The 20,684-nt window shown below is 41.8% G+C and carries 23 protein-coding genes; 14 read left to right on the top strand and 9 right to left on the bottom strand.

The window, feature by feature from the left end; all coding sequences use genetic code 11:
• Positions 1 to 151: 151 nt before the first annotated feature.
• Together lpdA and Q0037_RS01455 are read left to right on the top strand one after the other, a co-directional pair.
• On the top strand, positions 152 to 1,540 hold the full coding sequence (gene lpdA / locus Q0037_RS01460) for a dihydrolipoyl dehydrogenase (protein ID WP_297514338.1): 1,389 nt from the start codon (positions 152 to 154) through the stop codon (positions 1,538 to 1,540).
• A gap of 116 nt (positions 1,541 to 1,656) precedes the next feature.
• Positions 1,657 to 2,064: a hypothetical protein gene (locus Q0037_RS01455; protein WP_297514336.1), complete on the top strand. Its 408-nt coding sequence runs from the start codon at positions 1,657 to 1,659 to the stop codon at positions 2,062 to 2,064.
• A 14-nt stretch (positions 2,065 to 2,078) separates the two neighbouring features.
• Here the strand turns inward: Q0037_RS01455 and Q0037_RS01450 are convergent, their stop codons facing one another.
• Genes Q0037_RS01450 through Q0037_RS01440 form a run of 3 tightly spaced genes read right to left on the bottom strand, consistent with a single transcriptional unit; the run spans position 2,079 to position 3,954 of the window.
• A complete protein-coding gene (locus Q0037_RS01450) occupies positions 2,079 to 3,200 on the bottom strand; it encodes a cysteine desulfurase family protein (protein ID WP_297514334.1) in 1,122 nt (373 codons plus the stop codon).
• Positions 3,201 to 3,227: 27 nt separating this feature from the next.
• A complete protein-coding gene (locus tag Q0037_RS01445) occupies positions 3,228 to 3,791 on the bottom strand; it encodes a Smr/MutS family protein (protein WP_297514331.1) in 564 nt (187 codons plus the stop codon).
• Positions 3,778 to 3,954, bottom strand: coding sequence for a hypothetical protein (locus Q0037_RS01440; RefSeq protein ID WP_297514328.1), 177 nt, complete (start codon positions 3,952 to 3,954; stop codon positions 3,778 to 3,780). The genes Q0037_RS01445 and Q0037_RS01440 overlap by 14 nt, the downstream gene beginning before the upstream one ends.
• A gap of 94 nt (positions 3,955 to 4,048) precedes the next feature.
• Here Q0037_RS01440 and Q0037_RS01435 point away from each other — a divergent pair, with 94 nt between their 5' ends.
• Together Q0037_RS01435 and Q0037_RS01430 are read left to right on the top strand one after the other, a co-directional pair.
• Complete coding sequence (locus Q0037_RS01435; protein ID WP_297514325.1) at positions 4,049 to 4,333, top strand: DUF2752 domain-containing protein; 285 nt, start codon at positions 4,049 to 4,051, stop codon at positions 4,331 to 4,333.
• Between the two features lie 17 nt (positions 4,334 to 4,350).
• Positions 4,351 to 4,686 carry a CCC motif membrane protein gene (locus Q0037_RS01430; RefSeq protein ID WP_297514322.1) on the top strand — a complete coding sequence of 112 codons (336 nt, stop codon included), beginning with the start codon at positions 4,351 to 4,353 and terminating at the stop codon, positions 4,684 to 4,686.
• Between the two features lie 71 nt (positions 4,687 to 4,757).
• Here the strand turns inward: Q0037_RS01430 and rocD are convergent, their stop codons facing one another.
• Both rocD and Q0037_RS01420 read right to left on the bottom strand, forming a co-directional pair.
• The gene (gene rocD / locus Q0037_RS01425) at positions 4,758 to 6,044 is read right to left on the bottom strand and encodes an ornithine--oxo-acid transaminase (RefSeq protein WP_297514319.1); all 1,287 of its coding nucleotides are present in this window, start codon (positions 6,042 to 6,044) and stop codon (positions 4,758 to 4,760) included.
• Between the two features lie 226 nt (positions 6,045 to 6,270).
• Complete coding sequence (locus tag Q0037_RS01420; RefSeq protein ID WP_367274068.1) at positions 6,271 to 6,738, bottom strand: DUF1003 domain-containing protein; 468 nt, start codon at positions 6,736 to 6,738, stop codon at positions 6,271 to 6,273.
• A gap of 165 nt (positions 6,739 to 6,903) precedes the next feature.
• On the opposite strand from Q0037_RS01420, the gene rlmD reads away from it, so the two are divergent.
• From rlmD to Q0037_RS01405, 3 genes are read left to right on the top strand one after another with little or no spacing between them, the layout of a single operon-like run.
• Positions 6,904 to 8,316, top strand: coding sequence for a 23S rRNA (uracil(1939)-C(5))-methyltransferase RlmD (gene rlmD, locus Q0037_RS01415; protein WP_297514284.1), 1,413 nt, complete (start codon positions 6,904 to 6,906; stop codon positions 8,314 to 8,316).
• Positions 8,317 to 8,324: 8 nt separating this feature from the next.
• Complete coding sequence (locus Q0037_RS01410; RefSeq protein ID WP_297514281.1) at positions 8,325 to 8,831, top strand: DUF6452 family protein; 507 nt, start codon at positions 8,325 to 8,327, stop codon at positions 8,829 to 8,831.
• On the top strand, positions 8,803 to 9,627 hold the full coding sequence (locus tag Q0037_RS01405; RefSeq protein ID WP_297514278.1) for a DUF6048 family protein: 825 nt from the start codon (positions 8,803 to 8,805) through the stop codon (positions 9,625 to 9,627). The genes Q0037_RS01410 and Q0037_RS01405 overlap by 29 nt, the downstream gene beginning before the upstream one ends.
• Position 9,628: 1 nt before the next feature.
• Here the strand turns inward: Q0037_RS01405 and Q0037_RS01400 are convergent, their stop codons facing one another.
• Positions 9,629 to 9,862, bottom strand: coding sequence for a hypothetical protein (locus Q0037_RS01400; protein WP_297514274.1), 234 nt, complete (start codon positions 9,860 to 9,862; stop codon positions 9,629 to 9,631).
• A gap of 3 nt (positions 9,863 to 9,865) precedes the next feature.
• The gene (locus Q0037_RS01395; protein ID WP_297514270.1) at positions 9,866 to 11,023 is read right to left on the bottom strand and encodes a THUMP domain-containing protein; all 1,158 of its coding nucleotides are present in this window, start codon (positions 11,021 to 11,023) and stop codon (positions 9,866 to 9,868) included.
• Between the two features lie 137 nt (positions 11,024 to 11,160).
• On the opposite strand from Q0037_RS01395, the gene Q0037_RS01390 reads away from it, so the two are divergent.
• From Q0037_RS01390 to Q0037_RS01360, 7 genes are all read left to right on the top strand, one after another.
• Positions 11,161 to 11,916 (top strand): class I SAM-dependent methyltransferase, encoded by a 756-nt coding sequence (locus Q0037_RS01390; protein ID WP_297514266.1) that lies wholly within the window; start codon positions 11,161 to 11,163, stop codon positions 11,914 to 11,916.
• Between the two features lie 143 nt (positions 11,917 to 12,059).
• Positions 12,060 to 12,731, top strand: coding sequence for a ZIP family metal transporter (locus Q0037_RS01385; RefSeq protein WP_297514265.1), 672 nt, complete (start codon positions 12,060 to 12,062; stop codon positions 12,729 to 12,731).
• Positions 12,732 to 12,815: 84 nt separating this feature from the next.
• Positions 12,816 to 13,196, top strand: coding sequence for a PH domain-containing protein (locus Q0037_RS01380; RefSeq protein ID WP_297514263.1), 381 nt, complete (start codon positions 12,816 to 12,818; stop codon positions 13,194 to 13,196).
• 2 nt (positions 13,197 to 13,198) lie between these two features.
• A complete protein-coding gene (gene murQ, locus Q0037_RS01375) occupies positions 13,199 to 14,008 on the top strand; it encodes an N-acetylmuramic acid 6-phosphate etherase (RefSeq protein ID WP_297514261.1) in 810 nt (269 codons plus the stop codon).
• A 57-nt stretch (positions 14,009 to 14,065) separates the two neighbouring features.
• Positions 14,066 to 14,296: a DUF6095 family protein gene (locus tag Q0037_RS01370; protein ID WP_297514260.1), complete on the top strand. Its 231-nt coding sequence runs from the start codon at positions 14,066 to 14,068 to the stop codon at positions 14,294 to 14,296.
• A gap of 179 nt (positions 14,297 to 14,475) precedes the next feature.
• Positions 14,476 to 14,853, top strand: a complete 378-nt coding sequence (locus Q0037_RS01365) for a DNA topoisomerase IV (RefSeq protein WP_297514258.1) — start codon at positions 14,476 to 14,478, stop codon at positions 14,851 to 14,853.
• A gap of 39 nt (positions 14,854 to 14,892) precedes the next feature.
• On the top strand, positions 14,893 to 15,747 hold the full coding sequence (locus Q0037_RS01360; RefSeq protein WP_297514255.1) for a TerC family protein: 855 nt from the start codon (positions 14,893 to 14,895) through the stop codon (positions 15,745 to 15,747).
• Between the two features lie 180 nt (positions 15,748 to 15,927).
• Here the strand turns inward: Q0037_RS01360 and Q0037_RS01355 are convergent, their stop codons facing one another.
• Together Q0037_RS01355 and Q0037_RS01350 are read right to left on the bottom strand one after the other, a co-directional pair.
• Positions 15,928 to 18,648 carry a DNA gyrase/topoisomerase IV subunit A gene (locus tag Q0037_RS01355; protein ID WP_297514249.1) on the bottom strand — a complete coding sequence of 907 codons (2,721 nt, stop codon included), beginning with the start codon at positions 18,646 to 18,648 and terminating at the stop codon, positions 15,928 to 15,930.
• A gap of 152 nt (positions 18,649 to 18,800) precedes the next feature.
• Positions 18,801 to 20,654 (bottom strand): DNA topoisomerase IV subunit B, encoded by a 1,854-nt coding sequence (locus Q0037_RS01350; protein WP_297514246.1) that lies wholly within the window; start codon positions 20,652 to 20,654, stop codon positions 18,801 to 18,803.
• Positions 20,655 to 20,684: the final 30 nt, after the last annotated feature.

Genomic DNA, 20,684 nt, shown 5'->3' with positions numbered 1-20,684 from the left:
CTTTTCAAAGGTTCATCTGGGCGAAAATTCCAGCTGATATTTTCCTGAATCTAAACCATACTAACGACATAGAGGACTAAAAAAAAATCCGTAAATTCGCAATCGAATTGACAACCCGTCAATACACTAATTTAAGAAATACCTTTTTGCAATGAAATACGATATTATTGTTTTAGGAAGCGGACCCGGTGGATATGTAACGGCTATCCGTGCTTCTCAATTGGGCTTTAAAGTAGCACTTATTGAAAAAGAAAACCTAGGTGGAATCTGTTTGAATTGGGGATGTATACCCACCAAAGCCTTGCTGAAATCAGCACAGGTTTTTGACTATTTAAAACACGCCTCCGATTATGGATTAACCGTGAAAGAATTTGATAAAGATTTTAATGCGGTGATTGCACGTTCGCGTTCGGTTGCCGACGGCATGAGCAAAGGGGTACAATTTTTAATGAAAAAGAATAAAATCGATGTCATTGACGGTTTTGGGAAAATCAAACCCGGAAAAAAAGTCGATGTCACGGCCGCCGATGGTAAGGTGACTGAATACAGTGCCGACCATATTATTATTGCTACAGGAGCCCGTTCACGGGAGCTGCCCAACCTACCTCAAGATGGTAAAAAAATCATCGGGTACCGTCAAGCGATGACACTTCCTGAGCAACCTAAAAAAATGATTGTGGTAGGTTCAGGGGCTATTGGCGTTGAATTTGCGCATTTTTACAATACGATGGGTACCGAAGTGACCATTGTTGAATTTATGCCCAACATCGTTCCTGTAGAAGATGAAGATATTTCCAAACAATTTGAGCGTTCCTTGAAAAAATCAGGCGTAAATATCATGACCAATGCTTCGGTGGAACGTGTAGACACATCAGGCAAAGGCGTAAAAGCATTTGTCAAAACAGCCAAAGGAGAAGAAGTCTTGGAAGCCGATATCGTACTTTCTGCCGTTGGTATCAAAACTAACATTGAAAATATTGGCCTCGAAGAAACCGGTATCGCCACCGATCGCGATAAAATTTTAGTCAACAGCTATTACCAAACCAATGTTCCTGGATACTATGCGATTGGCGATGTAACGCCCGGACAAGCGTTGGCGCACGTAGCCTCTGCAGAAGGGATTATATGTGTTGAAAAAATCGCTGGACTTCATGTTGAACCCCTAGATTATGGCAATATTCCAGGCTGTACCTATGCGACTCCTGAAATTGCCTCTGTTGGGTTGACCGAAAAAGCGGCCAAAGAAAAAGGCTACGAAATCAAAGTGGGGAAATTCCCGTTCACCGCCTCTGGAAAAGCCAAAGCAGCGGGAACACCCGATGGTTTTGTGAAAGTGATTTTCGATGCCAAATACGGAGAATGGTTGGGCTGCCACATGATTGGCGCTGGGGTAACCGATATGATCGCCGAAGCTGTAGTGGCTCGTAAATTAGAAACCACTGGCCATGAAATCTTAAAAGCCGTTCACCCACACCCCACCATGAGCGAAGCGGTAATGGAAGCAGTAGCCGACGCCTACGGTGAAGTAATTCATATGTAATCTTTTGTGCGATTCACCGCATTTTTTATTTTATAAATAACAATGAATCGCTTCGATAAAAAACTACCAAACTATTTGTTTAGCTTGCTAGACAAATAGTTTTTTTATTTAAAGTTATGGCCTATTTCACAACGCGTCCCATTAGCACATCGATTCATTACAGTAACATTGGACTATTTCTTTGTTTTCAATGTTGCGGGTTGGTTTGGAAAAACGAAATACGGTGCATTCCCCAATTGGAATATCTTATTTTTAGTGAAGGGAAATCACTTTGGGACAGTCTCACCCATCCTTTAATTCTTACCGGCCTGCTTGGCCAAGCCCTGTTGCTTATGCATGCTTTTAATCGCCGATGGAATCGAAAAATAAATACTGTAACCGTAAGTTTACTTAGTATTTTAGTGCTATTCTTAGCTTTTGTGGGAATAATTGCCAATGAATGGAAAATGGTCGTAATGCAACTTCCCTTTTTAATCAGTGTGATTTTTTACTTTAAAATTGCCTATAAAAAAACGGAAACATAAATTATTTGGTCTTTTTACACCCCCTTCAAAGCATCAAGTAAGGCATCTATATCTTCTTTCGTGTTGTATCGACTGAACGAAATTCGCAGAGCAGGTCGCTTCAAATCTTCGGCAGCAACAAACTGCTCCAATACGTGTGAGGGTTTTGAACTCCCACTTTGACAAGCACTGCCGCGCGAAACCGCAATCCCTTTGATATCTAAATTGAACAATAACATCGCCGCTTTTTCTTCGGGCATAGGCAAAGTAACATTCAAAATATTGTAAAACGTATTTTCTCCATTGACTTTAATGCCCGGAAACGCCAATTGCAACTGTTCCCAGCAGTAAAATTTCAATGCCTCAATATAGCCTTGATCATGAGCTAAATCGGCCATATCCAATTCCAACGCTTTGGCCATCCCTGCAATTTGATGTACTGCCTCTGTTCCAGCCCGCAACCCTTTTTCTTGTTCGCCACCCACAATCAAGGGTTTTAACACCACATTTTTTGAAATGTAAGCAAATCCAACACCTTTCGGCCCGTGGAACTTGTGCGCACTCGCCACCGCAAAATCTAGGGGTAAATCATGAAAATGCAACATTGTTTTTCCTACCGATTGGACAGTATCACAATGAAAAAGGGCTTTATGTGACCGACAAAGTTCCCCAACCTGAGTTATATTCAAAACAGCTCCTGTTTCATTATTGACATGCATCAAGGTAACCAACGTCGGAATTTCCTGTTGCAACAAGAGGGCTAAGCCATCGATTGCTACCGTCCCGTCAGTATTTGCAGGAAGATAATCGACTACAACACCATAATCTTCAGCCAATTTTTCGACGGTATACAAGGTAGCATGATGCTCCATTCGTGACGTAATAAAACGTTTGATACCCAAATCACGAACCGCACTTGTTAATATCAAATTGGTCGCCTCCGTAGCATTGGCTGTAAAAATCAGTTCCCGCGCCTCACATCCCATCCATTGCGCAATGGATTTTCGTGCCGATTCAATAATCGACTTGGCACTCCTTCCATAACTATGGGTCGAGGAGGCATTCCCGTATTCCGTTTGCATGACGTCCACCATACAATCGATTACCTCAGGACGTAAAGGAGTAGTGGCAGCATTATCCAGATAAACTCGTTTCATGTTGTTCATTTGCCCGACAAAAGTAGGCTATTTTACATTTTGTTGAAAATAGATTTCCGTCGCACCCATCCCATATTTTTGATAGCTCGCCTCTTGGAAAGAAACTTGCGGATACTTGCGCATTAAAAATTCCAACTCGGTTTTTAAAACACCTTCCCCCACACCATGAATCAATACGATTTTTGGGATGCGATTTTTTAACGCAAATTCAATATGCCGCTGCGCCGTTTCGAGTTGCAATGTGAGAATATCGTAATGCGATAAACCCGCTACTTTTTTGACTAATTTTTCAATGTGCAAATCAAATTCAGGAGTGCCTCGGTCGCGATTTTCCGACTTAAAAATGACTTTTTTTGAAGCGTTCGAAGGCGTTTTGTCTATTTTTATCTTATGTAATGCATCACTTCTGTTAAATGAATTTAAAATATTGGAATCGTGCTCTTTAACCAATTCGTTGACAAAAAATGTCATCACAAAATCATCGGTTGTTTTGAGGGTAATTTGATCGTTTTGCACCGCAATGACAACCCCGCGAATAGCATCGTCTAAAACCGCAACGGTATCCCCTACTTCAAACTTATTCTGTTTCATCGTGCTCTTTTTTGGAAGGTATTTTTGCTGATAATTTGACCATGCAAAAAACAAATACGAGTCCCGCAAAAGCCATCAAGTAATAATTGGGGGCCGCCTTACTTTGTTCGTACAAGGCTACCCCTGCCGCCACCAATAAAAGTGGAATCAACCATTTATCCATAAGAATTATGTTTAGTTTTCAAAAATAACGAACCTGCCTACAGCTCCCTGTTTTTATGTCTCTTTTTTTTGTAAAATTGTAAAAAAGTTAAGGTATGGAAGACTACATGCTGCCGTGTATGTTTAAACAAACTTTTGGTTTTGATTGTATGGGATGCGGTTTACAACGTGCCTTACACCTTCTTGTACAAGGCGATTTTTATGGCGCCTTTGCATTTTATCCTCCGGTATACACCCTACTCTTACTAATTGGTATTACAGCGCGTTTTGGATTGAAACCCACACAAAAAAACGGACGTCAGGTGCTGGTAGTTGCATTACTCAACGTAATCGTGATTCTGGGTGCCTATTTAATTAAAATGAAAGATTTCTTTTTTTAACCTTAAAAACAAACACTATGGAAAAACAAAAATTGCCAAATGCTACCGCCGTGCTCATCCTGGGGATTCTCTCTTTTCTAACATTCTGTTGCTATGGAATATTTGGAATTGTCTTTGGACTTGTGGGCTACCTCATGAGTCGCAGCGACTCTAGAAGACTACAAGAAAATCCGGGCGAATACAGCAACCAAAACGTACACACGATCGGTAAAACTTTATCGCTTATCGGTTTGATTTTAGGGGTGTTAACACTCATTTTCTTCATTTGGATTATCATGAAGATTGGCGTGGAAAATATGCAGGACGAAGAAATGGTTCGCCGACGCGTCGAAGAGCTTTTAGGAAAACGTTAAATACAAAAGAGGCTGTCTGAATCTTGGACAGCCTCTTTCTTTTATTCAAGGACATGATTAAACGCCATTTGTTATTCCGATTCAGGTTCAAACAAAGCCAACGTTTTGGTTATAATCGCCACACAAGCCATTAATTGCTCCTCTGTCATTACCAATGGCGGAGCAAAACGAATAATATTTCCATGGGTTGGTTTGGCAAGTAAACCATTTTCGGCCAACTTCACGCAAATATTCCAAGCGGTTTCACTTTCTTCCGTGTCATTGATTACAATAGCGTTCAACAGGCCTTTGCCACGCACCAAGCGAACAATTTTACTTTGCGTCACATACTCACCCAATTTTTCACGGAAAATTCGTCCCAATCGACGGGCATTTTGCGCTAAATCTTCTTCACTTACTACCTCCAACGCTGCAATCGCAGTAGCCGCAGCTACGGGATTTCCGCCAAAAGTCGAACCGTGCTGTCCAGGACGAATCACATCCATCACTGCATTATCCGCCAAGACCGCCGAAACGGGATAAGCACCTCCCGATAAAGCCTTCCCGAGAATTAAAACATCGGGGCGCACATAAGTCGCTTGGCGTTCACAATGCTTCTCACAAGAACAATTTCCGCAAACTGCCAGCAATGAACCCGTGCGCGCAATTCCGGTTTGAACCTCATCCGCCAAAAGAAGTACATTGTACTTGGTACATAGGGCACGCGCGCGTGCTAAAAAGTCCTCGTCGGGAACAAACACGCCCGCCTCCCCTTGTATGGGTTCAACCAAAAAACCAGCTACATTCGGCGAAGCGGCTAAAGCGCGTTCTAATGCGTTTGTATCGTTGTAAGGAATCTTTATAAATCCAGCGGTATAGGGGCCGAAATTTGCCCGCGCATTCGTATCATTTGAAAAGGAAATAATAGTGGTGGTACGTCCGTGGAAATTTCCGTCACAAACAATAATTTGCGCCTCGTTTTCAGCAATACCTTTACGCTCGTAAGCCCATTTACGGCAAATCTTTAATGCGGTTTCTACTGCTTCAGCTCCCGTATTCATGGGTAAAACCTTGTCAAAACCAAAGTAATGCGTGATAAACTGCTCATACACTCCCAATTTATCATTATAAAAAGCGCGCGATGTCAGGGTAAGCGTTTGTGCCTGACTCACCATGGCGCCTACAATTTTAGGATGGCAATGGCCTTGATTGACAGCAGAATAGGCGGATAGAAAATCATAATATTGTTTTCCTTCGGCATCCCAAACGTATACGCCTTCGCCGCGACTCAAAACAACGGGAAGCGGATGGTAATTGTGTGCTCCGTACTGATCTTCCAGTTCGATGGCTTCTTGAGACCGTAATTTTTCACTAATCATACCTGATTGTTTTTTAAAAAATAACTTGAGTATTCCTACTTTCGGAGAGAAATCATCCATTTAAAGCTACAAAACTACGGATTCTTCATTCAACTTCATAGCCCTATTTTAAATTTAGCAATCGATTTCGAACGTCTTAAATTGAAGTATAAACTGACTTTATAATTTAAATTTATTTATATGTAAATCATTTCTTTAAAACAATTTAATTAAATCTATAAATTAATTATAAATCTTCGTTATTATTCTGAGTCAATTGCTCTAACAACTCGATTTGCTGGCGTTGTAAAGCCATTAATTCCTCGTGTTGATGCTTTAAGATTTGATCCATTTTTTGTTGCAACACACGGATCTCATGCTCTGCTTTCAGATTGATGATAAAATCTTTTTTAGCCCGTTCACGGTCTTTCTCCTCTTGTCGATTTTGACTCATCATGATAATGGGCGCTTGTAAAGCTGCGATACATGATAAAATTAAATTCAATAATATAAACGGATACGGATCAAATCCTTGATTATGAAACCAAAACACATTGGCCAAAATCCAAAGGATGAGAAAAAAGAAAAAAGTCAATATAAAGACCCAACTCCCCCCGAAATCGGCTACTTTGTCGGCAATGCGTTGCCCAAGGGTGCGTTGATCATCGGTTTCATCCAATTCGATAATACTTTCAATCTCAGTATGTTTTTTCATAGCTTACATTGTTTATAGTTCAAATGTAATGCTTCTAAAATGATATTTAACATTAGCAACCAAAAACACGTAGGGATGTAAACTTTGATGTGATTTTTGAATTTTCATACCAATTAATTCTTCAAAAAATATTTCGTTTCCCAAGCAATCCCCTATTTTTGCGCAATGGGAAAACGTAAACAAGACCGCGTCATTTTTGAAAATATAGCGATATTGGATGCAGGTGCCAAAGGAGTATCGGTGGCCAAAGCACCGGATGGAAAAGTTATTTTTATCCCTAATGTGGTGCCCGGCGATATCGTAGATGTGCAAACTTTTCGTAAACGCAAAGCCTATTACGAGGGAAAAGCGATTCGCTTCCATCAGTATTCAGAGCATCGTATCGAGCCTGTATGTGCGCATTTTGGGGTTTGTGGCGGTTGCAAATGGCAAAATATGAGCTACAAACAGCAATTGGTGTATAAGCACAATGAAGTATTCAACCATTTGAAACGCATTGGAAAGGTTGAATTACCTGATTTTGAACCCATTTTAGGTTCAAAAGATCAATTCTTTTACCGCAATAAAATGGAATTTGGGTTTTCAAATGCCCGATGGCTTACCGAAGCTGAAATCCAGTCAGACACCACCTTTGACAACCAAAATGCACTGGGTTTCCACATTCCAAAGATGTGGGATAAAATACTAGATATTGAAAAATGTTGGTTGCAAGCCGACCCATCGAATGCGATTCGCAACGGACTCAAAGCCTTTGCCAATGCGAATAGACTTTCCTTTTTTGACGCTCGAAATCATAGTGGACTGTTGCGCACGTTGATGATACGCACCGCATCAACCAGCGAAATTATGGTTGTCGTTCAATTTTTTAACGATAATAAGGAAGAACGCGAATTGGTAATGTATTATCTAGCAGACACCTTTCCTGAAATTACGTCTTTACAATACGTCATCAACCAAAAAGCCAATGATACTTTATACGACCAAAATATCATCCTCTACAAAGGCCGTGACTATATTTTGGAGGAAATGGAGGGATTGCATTTTAGCATCAACGCTAAGTCATTTTACCAAACCAATTCGACGCAAGCCTATGAATTGTATAAGGTCACGCGCGATTTTGCGGGATTGACAGGACAAGAATTGGTGTATGATTTGTATACTGGAACAGGAACCATTGCACAATTTGTGTCCAAAGAAGCCAAAAAAGTCATTGGGGTAGAAGCCGTTCCTGAAGCGATAGCCGATGCCAAAGAGAATGCTAAACGTAATGGCATTACCAACTGTAATTTTTTTGTTGGGGATATGAAAAATGTCTTCAACGCCGATTTCATTGCACAACACGGTACTCCCGATGTAATTATCACCGACCCACCGCGCGACGGTATGCATAAAGATGTTGTGGAGCAAATTTTACGAATTGCCCCCAAACGCGTTGTTTATGTCAGTTGCAATTCGGCCACTCAAGCCCGCGATTTAGCCTTAATGGACGAAAAATATAAAGTTACCCGTGTGCGCCCTGTGGATATGTTTCCACAAACGCATCATGTGGAAAATGTTGTACTTTTGGAATTACGATAACTCAGATAATGCGCTACACTGTACTTTTACTTTTGGGATTCCTATTTGTCTTCTCCGGTTGTGAGAAAGACGATATTTGTAGTGATACCACCCCTACAACCCCGCGGTTGGTGATTGAATTTTATGACATCACCAATACCGAAACATTAAAAAACGTCACCAATTTGCGCATCAAAGCACAGGGTATGTCGGATGACATCACATTCAACAATGTCAGCAAAATACAAGTACCTTTAAACCCTGGATTGGATACGGCCACCTATGAATTTATTCAAAACGGCGGAGATAGCGACACCACCAACGATAACACCGATCGGTTTACCTTCAATTACTCCCGAAGCACCTTTTATGTCTCACGGGCTTGTGGGTACAAATTGAATTTTCAACTCAATGCCACCAATGGTGTAGTTATTGAAGACAACACCCCAGCAGACGGTTTATGGATAAGTAATCCCACCCTAGTTCAATCGAATCTTACCAATGAAAATGAAGTCCATCTTAAGCTTTACTTTTAGTCTTTTATTTGGGGGAATGATGGCTTGGGGACAAACCACAACTCCCGCTACCAAAGACAGTATCCCCGTAAAAAAAGACAGCGTTGTTCCTAAAAAAGACAAATACGGGTTACGTGTGGGTGTGGACTTATTTAAACTATCGCGTTCGTTTTATGATGATAATTATCGAGGGGTGGAACTCACGGGGGATTTTCGATTAACACGGAAGCATTACCTTGCTGTGGAACTAGGAAATGAAAAAAAAACCGTTCAAGAAGATCATTTTAACTTTACCACCAACGGAAGTTTTATTCGCGTAGGCTTTGATTACAACAGTTACGAAAACTGGACGGGCATGAACAATCAAGTGTATACCGGTTTACGCTATGGATTCAGTTCGTTTAGTCAAACGCTAAACTCCTACTCGATTTATTACCCCAACAGCACATTCCCATCGCCGTTGATTACGCCCAATACCGAATTTTCAGGACTCACAGCGCATTGGGCCGAAGTGGTGGCTGGAGTGAAAGCCGAAATCTTCTCTAATTTTTATATGGGATTTAGTTTTCGACTTAATTATTTGATTTCGGAAAAAACGCCCGAAACCTTTGCTAATTTGTACATTCCTGGGTTTAATCGCACTTATGAAGGTCGCTTTGGCGTTGGATTCAACTACACCGTTTCGTACTTAGTCCCATTATTTAAAGTCACTGTGAAAGATGCTGCGACACTTGAAAAGGAACGCAAAGCCAAGGAAGCGGCAAAAGCTAAAAAAATGGAAGCTAAATTAGCGCGTGAAGCCAAAAAGAAACGGTAAATCAACCCACCTTCTTCACCCCTTTTAAAAACAACCAACTCATAAAGATTTGTTCACCTTGTGCCGTTTTTATGGCCTGAAATTTGGGCGACAACAATAAAGTAATCACAAAGGCTGCGACCGAAATCCAAATGCCTTGGTACCAAAAATAGGTCGATACCAAATACCGTGCACCGATAAATATTAGGGCAAATACCACAAAATTATACCCTAAAGCTTTTGTTTTTTTTGACATCATTTATTGATTTTGAAATTTAGCTTTGCGACTGCCTGCATACAATTCATATTTGACCAAACGCGATTCCAAACTTCCGTTGAATAATTTAATTTTTTTCGAGGTTTTGAGTCCCACAAATTTCAATGCTTCTAAATTGGCCGTGATAAACCAAGCTTCAGTACCTGGATAACTTTGCTTCAAAGTATCACCCAATTCTCTGTAGAAACGTTCTAAATCAATTTCTAAACGTTCCCCATACGGTGGATTGAAAACGAGTTGCAACGGCCCTTGTGTTTCTTTTTCAGTCTCAAAAAAATTGGCTTGCGTTACCGTAATATAGTCCTCCAAATTAGCATTCTGAATATTCTCACGGGATTTGGCTACGGCACTTGGCGCTTTATCTAACCCTTTTAGAGTATAAGGAAAATCACGCGTTTTTTTCATCAAACTGTCGATAATCGTATCAAACAAATCGTTGTCCCAATCGGCCCATTTTTCAAAAGCAAATTCTTTCCGATTGATATTGGCAGGGATATTACAAGCAATCATCGCAGCTTCAATCAATAAGGTTCCTGAGCCGCACATAGGGTCCATAAAATCCGATTGCCCTTTCCAGCCCGATAACAACAACATGCCCGCGGCTAACACTTCGTTAATTGGGGCAATATTGGTGATTTTTCGATACCCGCGATGGTGCAATGAAGCACCTGAAGTATCCAACGCCACTGAAACTTGTTCGCGATCAATATGCACATTAATACGTAAATCGGGATGGTCTTTGTCGATACTGGGACGTATTCCGTGGTTTTGGCGAAACTGATCCACGATGGCATCTTTGGTTTTTAAGGCTACAAATTGAGAGTGCTTAAAATTTTCCGAATGCAACGTGACATCGACCACAAAAGTTTGGTGCGGATTCAAATACTGACTCCAGTCGATGGTTTGAATTCCTTGGTATAAGGCATTGTCATTGAAGGCACGAAATTGATGAATGGGCTTTAAAATCTTCAACGCGGTTCGCAAGGCCAAATTGGCTTTGTACATAAATCCTTTATCTCCAACAAATCGAACGGCTCGGGTACCCATTTGCACGTCTTGGGCCCCGAGGTCGCGTAATTCTTTGGCTAAAATCTCTTCAAACCCAAAGAGGGTTTTGGCAATCATTTGAAAATTTTCCATAAACAAGGAATAACAGATCAGCAGGTGAAAAATGAAGGAAACACCTTCGAAACCTCCCGCCAAAAATCCAATTTAATGGATAGTAATGCGCAAAAATACACTAAATTTGCACGTTGAAATTGATTTGAAGCGAATAAATGTCTGAATTGAACTCCTCAACCACGGCCCTATCTGCCGAGCAATGGTACGCCTCTTGGTTTGATACCCCGTATTACCATATTTTGTACAAAGAGCGGAATTATCGGGAAGCACAACTCTTTATGGATAATTTGACACAGTACCTCAACTTGCCTGAAAAAGCGAAAGTTTTGGACTTAGCCTGTGGTCGCGGGAGACATTCTATTTATTTAAGTCAGTTGGGCTATGATGTTACCGGCGTGGATTTATCGCCCAATAGTATTCAAGAAGCTTCCAAAAATGCAAACAAAAATTTGCGTTTTGAAGTCCACGACATGCGTCAACCCTTTCCCGCTCAATTTGATGCCGTATTTAATTTGTTTACCAGTTTTGGCTATTTTGAGGAGGATGAGGATAATTTTAAAACCTTGCAAGCCATCCATGATAGTTTGAGTGAATATGGCTTTGGGGTGATTGATTTTATGAACGTGGATTATGTGTTACATGATTTGGTGCCCGAGGAAACCAAAACGGTCGATAGCATTACTTTTCACATCAAACGCTACACCGATGCGAAATACATCATCAAAGAAATTCGTTTTGAAGACCAAGGACAGGATTTTTGTTATTACGAGAAGGTTCGCATGCTGTCGTTGGAAGACTTTCAATCGATGATGGAACGAGCCGGTATTTATCTTTTGGATATTTTTGGCGACTATAAATTGAAGAAATATTATAAAAAAACAAGTGAACGACTCATTATGGTATTTAAGTAATGAAAAGAAGCAAAAAAGAAACAAGAGAAAAGAATGTGTTAGAAACAATCAACCATTTCACACCAATTACACTATTTAAACCTTTTAAACTCTTAAACTCTTAAACTAACCTGAAACTTTAAACCTGAAACCCAATAACAACCATGAACTACATCCTTCCCTTACTTTCTGTGCTACTTGGTTTTGGTACGGCACTTTGGTGGCAACCGCAAGGGAAAAAGAATTTAAAACTACTCTTGGCGTTTAGTGGATCGTTTTTACTTTCACTTACGGTCATCAACTTATTGCCTGAAATCTACACGAAGGACACCCGAACTCATGTTGGTTTGTTCATCATGGTTGGAATAGTATTTCAGATTATACTTGAATTTTTTTCCAAAGGAGCCGAACACGGTCATGTGCATGGTCACGAGAAAATCCAACACATGCCTTGGTCCCTATTCATTAGTTTGTGTTTACACGCACTACTCGAGGGATTCCCCGTTGGACACCACCATCATTTGGCTTTTGGAATCGCTGTGCATCATTTCCCAATTGCGATGATATTGACCTTGTTTTTTCTCAAAGCAGGCATGTCCAAAAAACTTTTATTGTTATTCATGGTCAGTTTTGCCTTGATGACGCCCTTGGGAACCGTTTTGGCTGATTCTGCCCCCTTTCTGAAATTGTATTACCAGGAAATTACCGCTGTTGTTATTGGCATTCTCTTTCATATCTCTTCCACTATCATTTTTGAAAGCAGTGAAGGACACAAATTTAATGTGGTCAAAATAACAGTCATCATTTTTGGGGTAATCATGGCGTCGCTGTTGTAATTTTTTGATAAAACTTTAGCGAAAGGTCATCGTGGGTTTTTGCTTAGAATGTGTACCTTTATTCCGTCGAAAATCACAAATATTATGGGATTATTTTCAGCCTTGATGGGCAACGCTGGACAAGTAAGTCTGGAAAGCTTGCAAAACGAATACGGAAAGTTAATGATCGAAGGAGAAACGATTGAAATCGGATTCAAACTTATCCGCGATACGTTTTTATTTACCAACAAACGCATTCTTCTTGTGGAAAAACAAGGAATTACCGGAAGTAAAATTGAATACAAATCAATACCTTACAAAAGCATCACCCGTTTTAGTGTAGAAAGTGCCGGTACGTTTGATTTGGACGCTGAATTGAAAATTTGGGTATCTAGCGAAGCCAATGCCAGTATCGTCAAACAATTCAACAAATCGGTGAATGTATACGACGTGCAAAAAATCATTACTTACTACACCTGTAAATAGTTATGACTTTTACAAAAACCACCGAACAGTCCTCAAGATATGAGCATTTGGAACAGATGTCGGTTCACGAATTACTAACCCACATCAATTACGAAGACAAAACGGTTCCGCTTGCTGTTGAAAAAGCCTTGCCACAAATCGAAGCGCTCGTAAACGCTACGGTCAACGCTTTAAAAGATGGCGGACGATTATTTTATATTGGCGCAGGAACGTCTGGCCGTTTGGGTATTGTCGATGCGTCTGAATGCCCTCCTACTTTTGGCGTACCCCACGAATTGGTTAACGGCATCATAGCAGGGGGCGATCAAGCTATTCGACGCGCCGTAGAAAACGCCGAAGACAGCACAACGCAAGCGTGGCTCGATTTGAAAGCAGCGGGAATTGCAGCGGGAGATGTCGTGGTGGGTATCGCAGCTTCGGGCACTACACCCTACGTGATTTCGGGCTTGGAAGCATGTCATAAAAATAATGTTGTCACGGGAAGCATCACCTGCAATGCTGGGAGTCCACTGGCCTTGGTAGCGCAATTCCCAGTGGAAGTGGTGGTCGGACCCGAATTTGTAACCGGCAGCAGTCGTATGAAAGCCGGAACTGCGCAAAAGTTGGTGCTCAACATGCTCTCTACGGCAACCATGATTCAATTGGGCCGCGTTAAAGGGAACAAAATGGTCGACATGCAATTGAGCAACGCCAAACTCGTAGACCGCGGCACCCGCATGATCATGGATGAAACTGGGGTCGACTATGAAACCGCCAACCACTTGCTGTTGACCCACGGCAGCGTGCGTAAGGCTGTTGAAAATTTTAAATGATAAATATTGGGTTCCAAAACTCATAACTCATAATTCATAACTCATAATTATTTTAAAATGAGCACCAACAAAACCCTCTTAGCCACAGGCATCAAATACCTCTTCGGTGCATTGCCACTCATGTTCATCGGTCCCAGTGTAATGTACAATGCGTTTATGAACAAACACACGAATTGGCATTATGTGGTGTTAGCCCTCGGGTGTGGCATTTGCATTACCTCGGTTTTTTTAGCCTTCAAAGGATTACAAACGATGATGAAAGCGCTTTTTGATGGGAATCCCCGATAAGGGCCTAGCAGTTGTAAACATTGTTTTTCAAAATGATAATTCCCATACGGCTCACAAAACATTCATTGAACCCTTAACCCCTAGCCCTGACCTACCTGCCGGCAGGCAAGTGGAAGCGGCATCCTCACGGAGTTTACGAAGTGAGATACAGCGTACAGCAGGAACTGCTACAAAAAATTATGAAAAAAATTACTTGTATTCTTTTACTCCTCCTCACCATTTCGGCCTGTCAAAAAATGCCGGAATGCAATTGTACTGATTTTAAAACCGGTACCTTCGAGTTTGTACAAACCATCAACGGGAAGCAAGACACCACCCGCTTTGTGCGCACGGCCGACGAACAAATTGAAACCTATCAAGGGCGCACGGATACCGCCAATGTCCGCTGGGTGAACGATTGCGAACTCATTATTCAGAAAAAAAATCCACGGAACCGCGAAGAGAAAAAAGCCATCAGCATGAGAATTGTCGAAACCAAAGACAATCAATATATTATGGAATATTCTTTCGTGGGCGATGTCAATAAACAACTCGGAACCGTAACAAAACGCGACTGATTTCCGTACAACCGACTGAAAACCTAAACCTAACCTTATATGGAGATTTTATTTTCGTCCAATGCGCTCATTGCGTTATTGACACTTACGTTTCTGGAGATTATTCTCGGAATCGACAACATTGTCTTTTTATCCATTGTTTCCGGAAAACTCAAAGCCGAAGACCAACCCAAAGCCCGCCGCATCGGATTAATTTTGGCGATGGCCTTTCGTATCGTGCTGCTTTTCGGTATTACTTGGGTTATGAGTTTGAAAGCCACTATTTTTGATTTCGATTGGGGCTTCCTTTCGGGACAAATAACGGGACAAAGTTTGATCATTTTTGCAGGGGGACTCTTTCTATTGTACAAATCGGTGACCGAAATTCACCACAAACTCGAAGGCGAAGAGGATAGCGAAAGTGGCAAATCCTCCACTTCCTTGTCGGGTGCCATTCTTCAAATTGCCCTTTTAAACATTGTATTCTCGTTTGACAGTATTCTCACGGCTGTCGGTTTAGTGAGTAGCGATCCCGCACCAAAAGGGTTTGGTGAAGCTGCCATCCTTATTATGATTCTTTCGGTAGTGATTTCGATTATTATTATGATGGTTTTCGCCGGACCCGTATCGAAGTTCGTCAACGAGCATCCTACGATTCAAATTCTCGGTTTGTCGTTCCTTATCTTAATTGGTGTCATGTTGCTCGCCGAAGGGTCGCACCTCGCGCATTTCACCTTCTTTGGCCAGAATGAAGTTCACAGCATCCCAAAAGGGTATTTGTACTTCGCGATTTTCTTCTCGCTCTTTGTAGAGTTTTTGAACATGAAAATGAAAAAATCGAGAAAGAAACCCGTGCAATTACGCAACAATACCATCCAAGACGAAAAACTGAAAGATACCGATATCACCAATTAAATACAGAAGCACCTTTCGGGGTGCTTTTTTTGGGCGTTGCGGTTCCCGCCGGGCTGTACGCGGTACCGGCCTGCCTTCGGCTACGGCAGGGTACCTTGCTCCCATCCCTAACGCGGGTTGGGTGCGCTTATCCTATTTGATGCAAAAAAAAACCTGCTCATTACAGCAGGTTTTCCTTTGTTATTCTAAGGCCAACGTAATTTGACCGTCGTCATCCAATTCGGTAGGAATATCGGGATTTTCGCCTTCTTCTCCTTCCGTTGAGGCAATCACTTCGGGCTCTTCTTCAGGTTCTTCATAGGGCAACGGATCTAATAAATTGATTTGTTTCAGTTTATCAGCCGTCAATTGGTTTCCGAGTGCTTTGATTCCTTTTACAGCAATGAATTGCTCCAAATCGACCACCTGATTTTCCTTTTGCACGCCTTTCACTTTGGCATAAATCACCTCAGCCACAGGACGCCAATCGGTGGAAACAATTTCCAATTGCGATTTCTCATGTTCTGAAATAAAGATTTCCTCTTTGTTTTCATTCTCCACCAAAAAGCGTTTTACAAAATAGCGTTCTTTTTCGCCATCATAATAAATACACGAAATTGGTTTCTTCGGATTCCATTTTTCCAACACAATCATGTCTTCGTCAAAATGGGTCGTTAACTCGGGGATAATCGTTTTCAGCTTTCCACTTTGGTTGATGATCAACAAACGATCGTTGGGTTTGAATTCGCCCAAAAGTTCGCCCCTTCCATCCACATTCAAGCGCTGTACCGTATCGTCAAACCAAACTTTACGCGGACGGAGTGTCGAAATCCCTTTCTCCTTTAATTCAATTTTCTTAATCGGGTATTTGCTCACGGTATTTCCGCGGGAGGCCCGACCTTTAATCATGATATCGGCAAAGTCGACATCCCATTTCAATTTTTTCACACTGCCCACTTGGCGTAACAAAATAGTCACGGTTTCTGCTTCTCCATTGGGATTCGCCGAGAAATACAAGACCATACTGCCCGCTTTTTCTTGGGTTAAGTCATACAACTTATCGCGGGTCACGCCGCTTACGTTAAAGCGTTTGATGAACGAAGCACCATTTTTCCCATCGCGGTAAATCATATTGTAGATGGTACGCTTGTCGTTTTTGTCAAATACCGCCACATGAATGATGTCTTTGCCGATGAACTTTTTATCGTCCACTTTGGCAATCATCATTTTCCCATCGCGCAAAAAGACAATAACATCATCGATATCTGAGCAATCGGCAACGTATTCATCGCGTTTCAAACTCGTTCCAATGAACCCTTCTTCGCGATTCACGTACAATTTGGTATTGCGCAACACCACTTTTGTTGCTTCAATGGTATCGAAATTGCGAATTTCTGTTTGGCGCTCCCGACCTTTACCGTATTTATCTTTGATGTTTTGGAAAAAGGCAATAGCATACTCGGTTAAATGCTCCAAGTCGTGTTTCACTTGCTCCATTTCGGCCTCCAATTTGGCAATCGCATCATCGGCTTTATCTGAGTCAAATCGCGTGATACGAATCATCGGAATCTGGGTCAGTTTCTGCAAATCGTCGTCGTGAATATCGCGCACGAAATCCTTTTTAAACGGCTCAAAACGCTGGTATAAGTACTGGTATAAGTTTTCACGATCGGAGTACAGTTTGAAATCGATGTACATTTCTTCTCGAATGAAAATCTTCTCCAAGGTAGACAAATGCCATTTGTTTTCAAGTTCGTCCAACTGGATTTCCAACTCGCGTTTGAGCAAGTTCTTGGTGCGTTCTGTAGAAATGCGCAACATTTCCGAAACGCCCATGAATACCGGATTGTTATCCACAATTACACAACCCAATGGCGCAATAGACGTTTCACACGCGGTAAACGCATACAAGGCATCAATGGTTTTATCGGGTGATACGCCGGGCGGAAGGTGAATCAAAATTTCGACTTCGGCTGCGGTGTTGTCTTCAATTTTTTTAACTTTAATTTTCCCTTTCTCATTGGCTTTCAAAATACTGTCAATCAAGGTTGATGTATTCGTTGAAAACGGAATTTGGGTAATCACCAACGTTTGTTTGTCCAATTGGGAGATTTTGGCACGAACCCGAACACGGCCGCCGCGCATCCCGTCATTATAATTGGACATATCGGCAATTCCTGCCGTGGGGAAATCGGGATAAATAGTAAACGACTTTCCTTTCAACACCTTGATGGAGGCATCGATAAGTTCGTTGAAATTGTGTGGTAAAATCTTGGTCGACAACCCTACGGCAATTCCTTCTGCTCCTTGTGCTAATAACAATGGAAACTTTACGGGCAAGTGAATCGGTTCATTTTTACGACCGTCGTAACTCAGTTGCCAGTGGGTCACCTTGGGGGAATACAAGATGTCTTGCCCCAATTTGGAAATACGTGCCTCGATATAACGGGAAGCTGCGGCACCATCTCCGGTGAGAATGTTTCCCCAGTTACCTTGCATATCGATGAGCAAGTCTTTTTGACCGATTTGCACAATGGCATCCCCGATACTCGCATCACCGTGGGGATGGTACTGCATGGTATGTCCCACGATATTCGCCACTTTGTTGTAGCGCCCATCGTCCAACTCTTTCATGGAGTGCATAATACGTCGTTGCACGGGTTTGAAACCATCTTCAATGGCAGGCACAGCGCGTTCCAGGATTACATACGAGGCGTAATCCAAGAACCAATCCTTGTACATCCCTGTTACTTTGGTGATGGTATCCTCAGGATTTTCGTCGTTTTCGTAAAAATGACTCCCCGTAGCGGGACGAATCACATCGTCAAAGCCCTCTTCGGTTTGCTCTTGCGGCGCATCGTTTCCCGAATCGTCTGGCGATTCTTCTTCATGGGGAACAATATCCTCTTCTTCGTCTTTCATATTTAGCTTCTAAGTCGCTAAGTCACTAAGTCACTGAGCTTGAACCTAGGTCCAATACCTCAATAACTACTTTGACTTCGTGCTTATAATTAATTTTACTTTCAATTAACAACCTCTCGCTCAGCTACTCAGAAACTTAGTAGCTCAGTAGCTTAATTCTCCAACACATCAAATTCCACTTTCAAGTTATTGATAATGAAATCTTGGCGGTCGGGCGTGTTTTTACCCATATAAAACTCCAACAAGGTTTCAATTGATGTGGCTTTATCCAACATCACCGGATCAAGTCGGATATCTTCTCCAATAAAATACTTGAACTCATCGGGGGAAATTTCACCCAATCCTTTGAATCGGGTGATTTCGGGTTTAGGTTTCAGTTTTTCAATAGCGGCAACACGTTCTTCGTCACTATAACAATAGATGGTTTCTTTTTTGTTACGTACCCGAAACAAGGGCGTTTGCAAAATGAACAAATGGCCTTCTTTGATTAATTCGGGAAAAAACTGCAAGAAAAACGTAATCAACAACAAGCGAATGTGCATCCCGTCGACATCGGCATCGGTGGCAATGACAATGTTGTTGTAGCGCAAGCTGTCGTAATCTTCTTCAATATCTAAAGCCGCTTGGAGCAAGTTGAATTCCTCGTTTTCGTAGACAATCTTTTTGGACATACCATAGGAGTTCAAGGGCTTCCCGCGCAAACTAAACACGGCTTGCGTATTCACGTCCCGGCTTTTGGTAATCGATCCCGAAGCCGAGTCCCCCTCGGTGATGAACAACGTACTTTCTAGACAGCGCTCGTTTTTGGTATCGGTAAGATGAATACGGCAATCGCGGAGTTTTTTGTTGTGTAAACTCGCTTTTTTGGCACGATCGCGCGCCAATTTCCGAATGCCCGACAACTCTTTTCGTTCGCGTTCGGCTTGCAATATCTTTTTCAATAAGGCCTCAGCCGCTTCTGGATTTTTATGCAAATAATTGTCCAGTTTAGTCGATATAAAATCGTTGATAAAGGTTCGAATCGAGGGGCCGTTGGGTCCGATGTCGGTCGATCCTAATTTCGTTTTGGTTTGGGACTCGAACACGGGTTCTTCCACCTTGACGGAAATAGCTGCGACAATGGACTTACGAATGTCGGAGGCTTCGAAGTTTTTATTGTAAAAATCCCGTATCGTTTTCACCACGGATTCGCGAAACGCATTCAAGTGGGTACCGCCTTGCGTGGTATTTTGTCCGTTTACAAAGGAATGGTATTCTTCAGAATACTGCGTTTTACTGTGGGTTAAGGCCAATTCAATATCATCGCCTACCAAGTGAATAATCGGATAAACCGAATCTTCCTCGGTGATGGTTTCTTGTAATAAATCTTTAAGTCCGTAATCCGAATAGTATTTATCGCCATTGAAATAAATGGTTAGCCCCGTATTGAGGTAGCAGTAGTTTTTCAACATCCGCACCACGTACTCGTTGCGGTATTTGTAATTTTTGAAAATAGTATCGTCGGCTATGAACGACACTTTGGTTCCCCGGCGCTTGGTTGATTCTTGGATATCCTCTTCCACCGTTAGATTCCCCGCAGAAAATTCCGCGGCTTTTTGTTGGTTATCCCGCACCGATTCAACACGGAAAAAGTTGGACAACGCATTCACTGCTTTGGTACCGACTCCATTCAAACCGACCGATTTTTTGAAGGCTTTGGAATCGTATTTTCCACCGGTATTCATTTTGGACACTACATCCACCACTTTTCCTAATGGAATACCCCGACCGTAATCGCGAACGGTTACCAATTTATCTTTAATGGTTACCTCGATGGTTTTCCCTGTACCCATCACAAATTCATCGATACAGTTGTCGATGACTTCTTTGAGTAAAATATAAATACCATCATCAGGCGAAGAACCATCTCCTAATTTTCCGATATACATACCCGGACGCATCCGAATATGCTCCTTCCAATCGAGTGAGCGTATGTTATCCTCATTATATTGCACCTGTTCAGCCATATTCCAAATTGTAACGAATTTCAGCTAATA

The organism is Flavobacterium sp., assembly GCF_027482425.1.
Lineage (GTDB): Bacteria > Bacteroidota > Bacteroidia > Flavobacteriales > Flavobacteriaceae > Flavobacterium.
This window is presented reverse-complemented; position numbering and strand designations above follow the sequence as displayed.

Coding starts and splice junctions, on each gene's coding strand:
- Q0037_RS01430 (WP_297514322.1), top strand. CDS start 4,351: ATGGAAAAACAAAAATTGCCAAATGCTACCGCCGTGCTCATCCTGGGG.
- Q0037_RS01390 (WP_297514266.1), top strand. CDS start 11,161: ATGTCTGAATTGAACTCCTCAACCACGGCCCTATCTGCCGAGCAATGG.
- Q0037_RS01455 (WP_297514336.1), top strand. CDS start 1,657: ATGGCCTATTTCACAACGCGTCCCATTAGCACATCGATTCATTACAGT.
- Q0037_RS01350 (WP_297514246.1), bottom strand. CDS start 20,654: ATGGCTGAACAGGTGCAATATAATGAGGATAACATACGCTCACTCGAT.
- murQ (WP_297514261.1), top strand. CDS start 13,199: ATGACTTTTACAAAAACCACCGAACAGTCCTCAAGATATGAGCATTTG.
- Q0037_RS01410 (WP_297514281.1), top strand. CDS start 8,325: ATGCGCTACACTGTACTTTTACTTTTGGGATTCCTATTTGTCTTCTCC.
- Q0037_RS01385 (WP_297514265.1), top strand. CDS start 12,060: ATGAACTACATCCTTCCCTTACTTTCTGTGCTACTTGGTTTTGGTACG.
- Q0037_RS01360 (WP_297514255.1), top strand. CDS start 14,893: ATGGAGATTTTATTTTCGTCCAATGCGCTCATTGCGTTATTGACACTT.
- Q0037_RS01435 (WP_297514325.1), top strand. CDS start 4,049: ATGGAAGACTACATGCTGCCGTGTATGTTTAAACAAACTTTTGGTTTT.
- Q0037_RS01355 (WP_297514249.1), bottom strand. CDS start 18,648: ATGAAAGACGAAGAAGAGGATATTGTTCCCCATGAAGAAGAATCGCCA.
- Q0037_RS01365 (WP_297514258.1), top strand. CDS start 14,476: ATGAAAAAAATTACTTGTATTCTTTTACTCCTCCTCACCATTTCGGCC.
- Q0037_RS01370 (WP_297514260.1), top strand. CDS start 14,066: ATGAGCACCAACAAAACCCTCTTAGCCACAGGCATCAAATACCTCTTC.
- Q0037_RS01420 (WP_367274068.1), bottom strand. CDS start 6,738: ATGAAAAAACATACTGAGATTGAAAGTATTATCGAATTGGATGAAACC.
- Q0037_RS01405 (WP_297514278.1), top strand. CDS start 8,803: ATGAAGTCCATCTTAAGCTTTACTTTTAGTCTTTTATTTGGGGGAATG.
- Q0037_RS01450 (WP_297514334.1), bottom strand. CDS start 3,200: ATGAAACGAGTTTATCTGGATAATGCTGCCACTACTCCTTTACGTCCT.
- rocD (WP_297514319.1), bottom strand. CDS start 6,044: ATGATTAGTGAAAAATTACGGTCTCAAGAAGCCATCGAACTGGAAGAT.
- Q0037_RS01395 (WP_297514270.1), bottom strand. CDS start 11,023: ATGGAAAATTTTCAAATGATTGCCAAAACCCTCTTTGGGTTTGAAGAG.
- lpdA (WP_297514338.1), top strand. CDS start 152: ATGAAATACGATATTATTGTTTTAGGAAGCGGACCCGGTGGATATGTA.
- Q0037_RS01445 (WP_297514331.1), bottom strand. CDS start 3,791: ATGAAACAGAATAAGTTTGAAGTAGGGGATACCGTTGCGGTTTTAGAC.
- Q0037_RS01400 (WP_297514274.1), bottom strand. CDS start 9,862: ATGTCAAAAAAAACAAAAGCTTTAGGGTATAATTTTGTGGTATTTGCC.
- rlmD (WP_297514284.1), top strand. CDS start 6,904: ATGGGAAAACGTAAACAAGACCGCGTCATTTTTGAAAATATAGCGATA.
- Q0037_RS01440 (WP_297514328.1), bottom strand. CDS start 3,954: ATGGATAAATGGTTGATTCCACTTTTATTGGTGGCGGCAGGGGTAGCC.
- Q0037_RS01380 (WP_297514263.1), top strand. CDS start 12,816: ATGGGATTATTTTCAGCCTTGATGGGCAACGCTGGACAAGTAAGTCTG.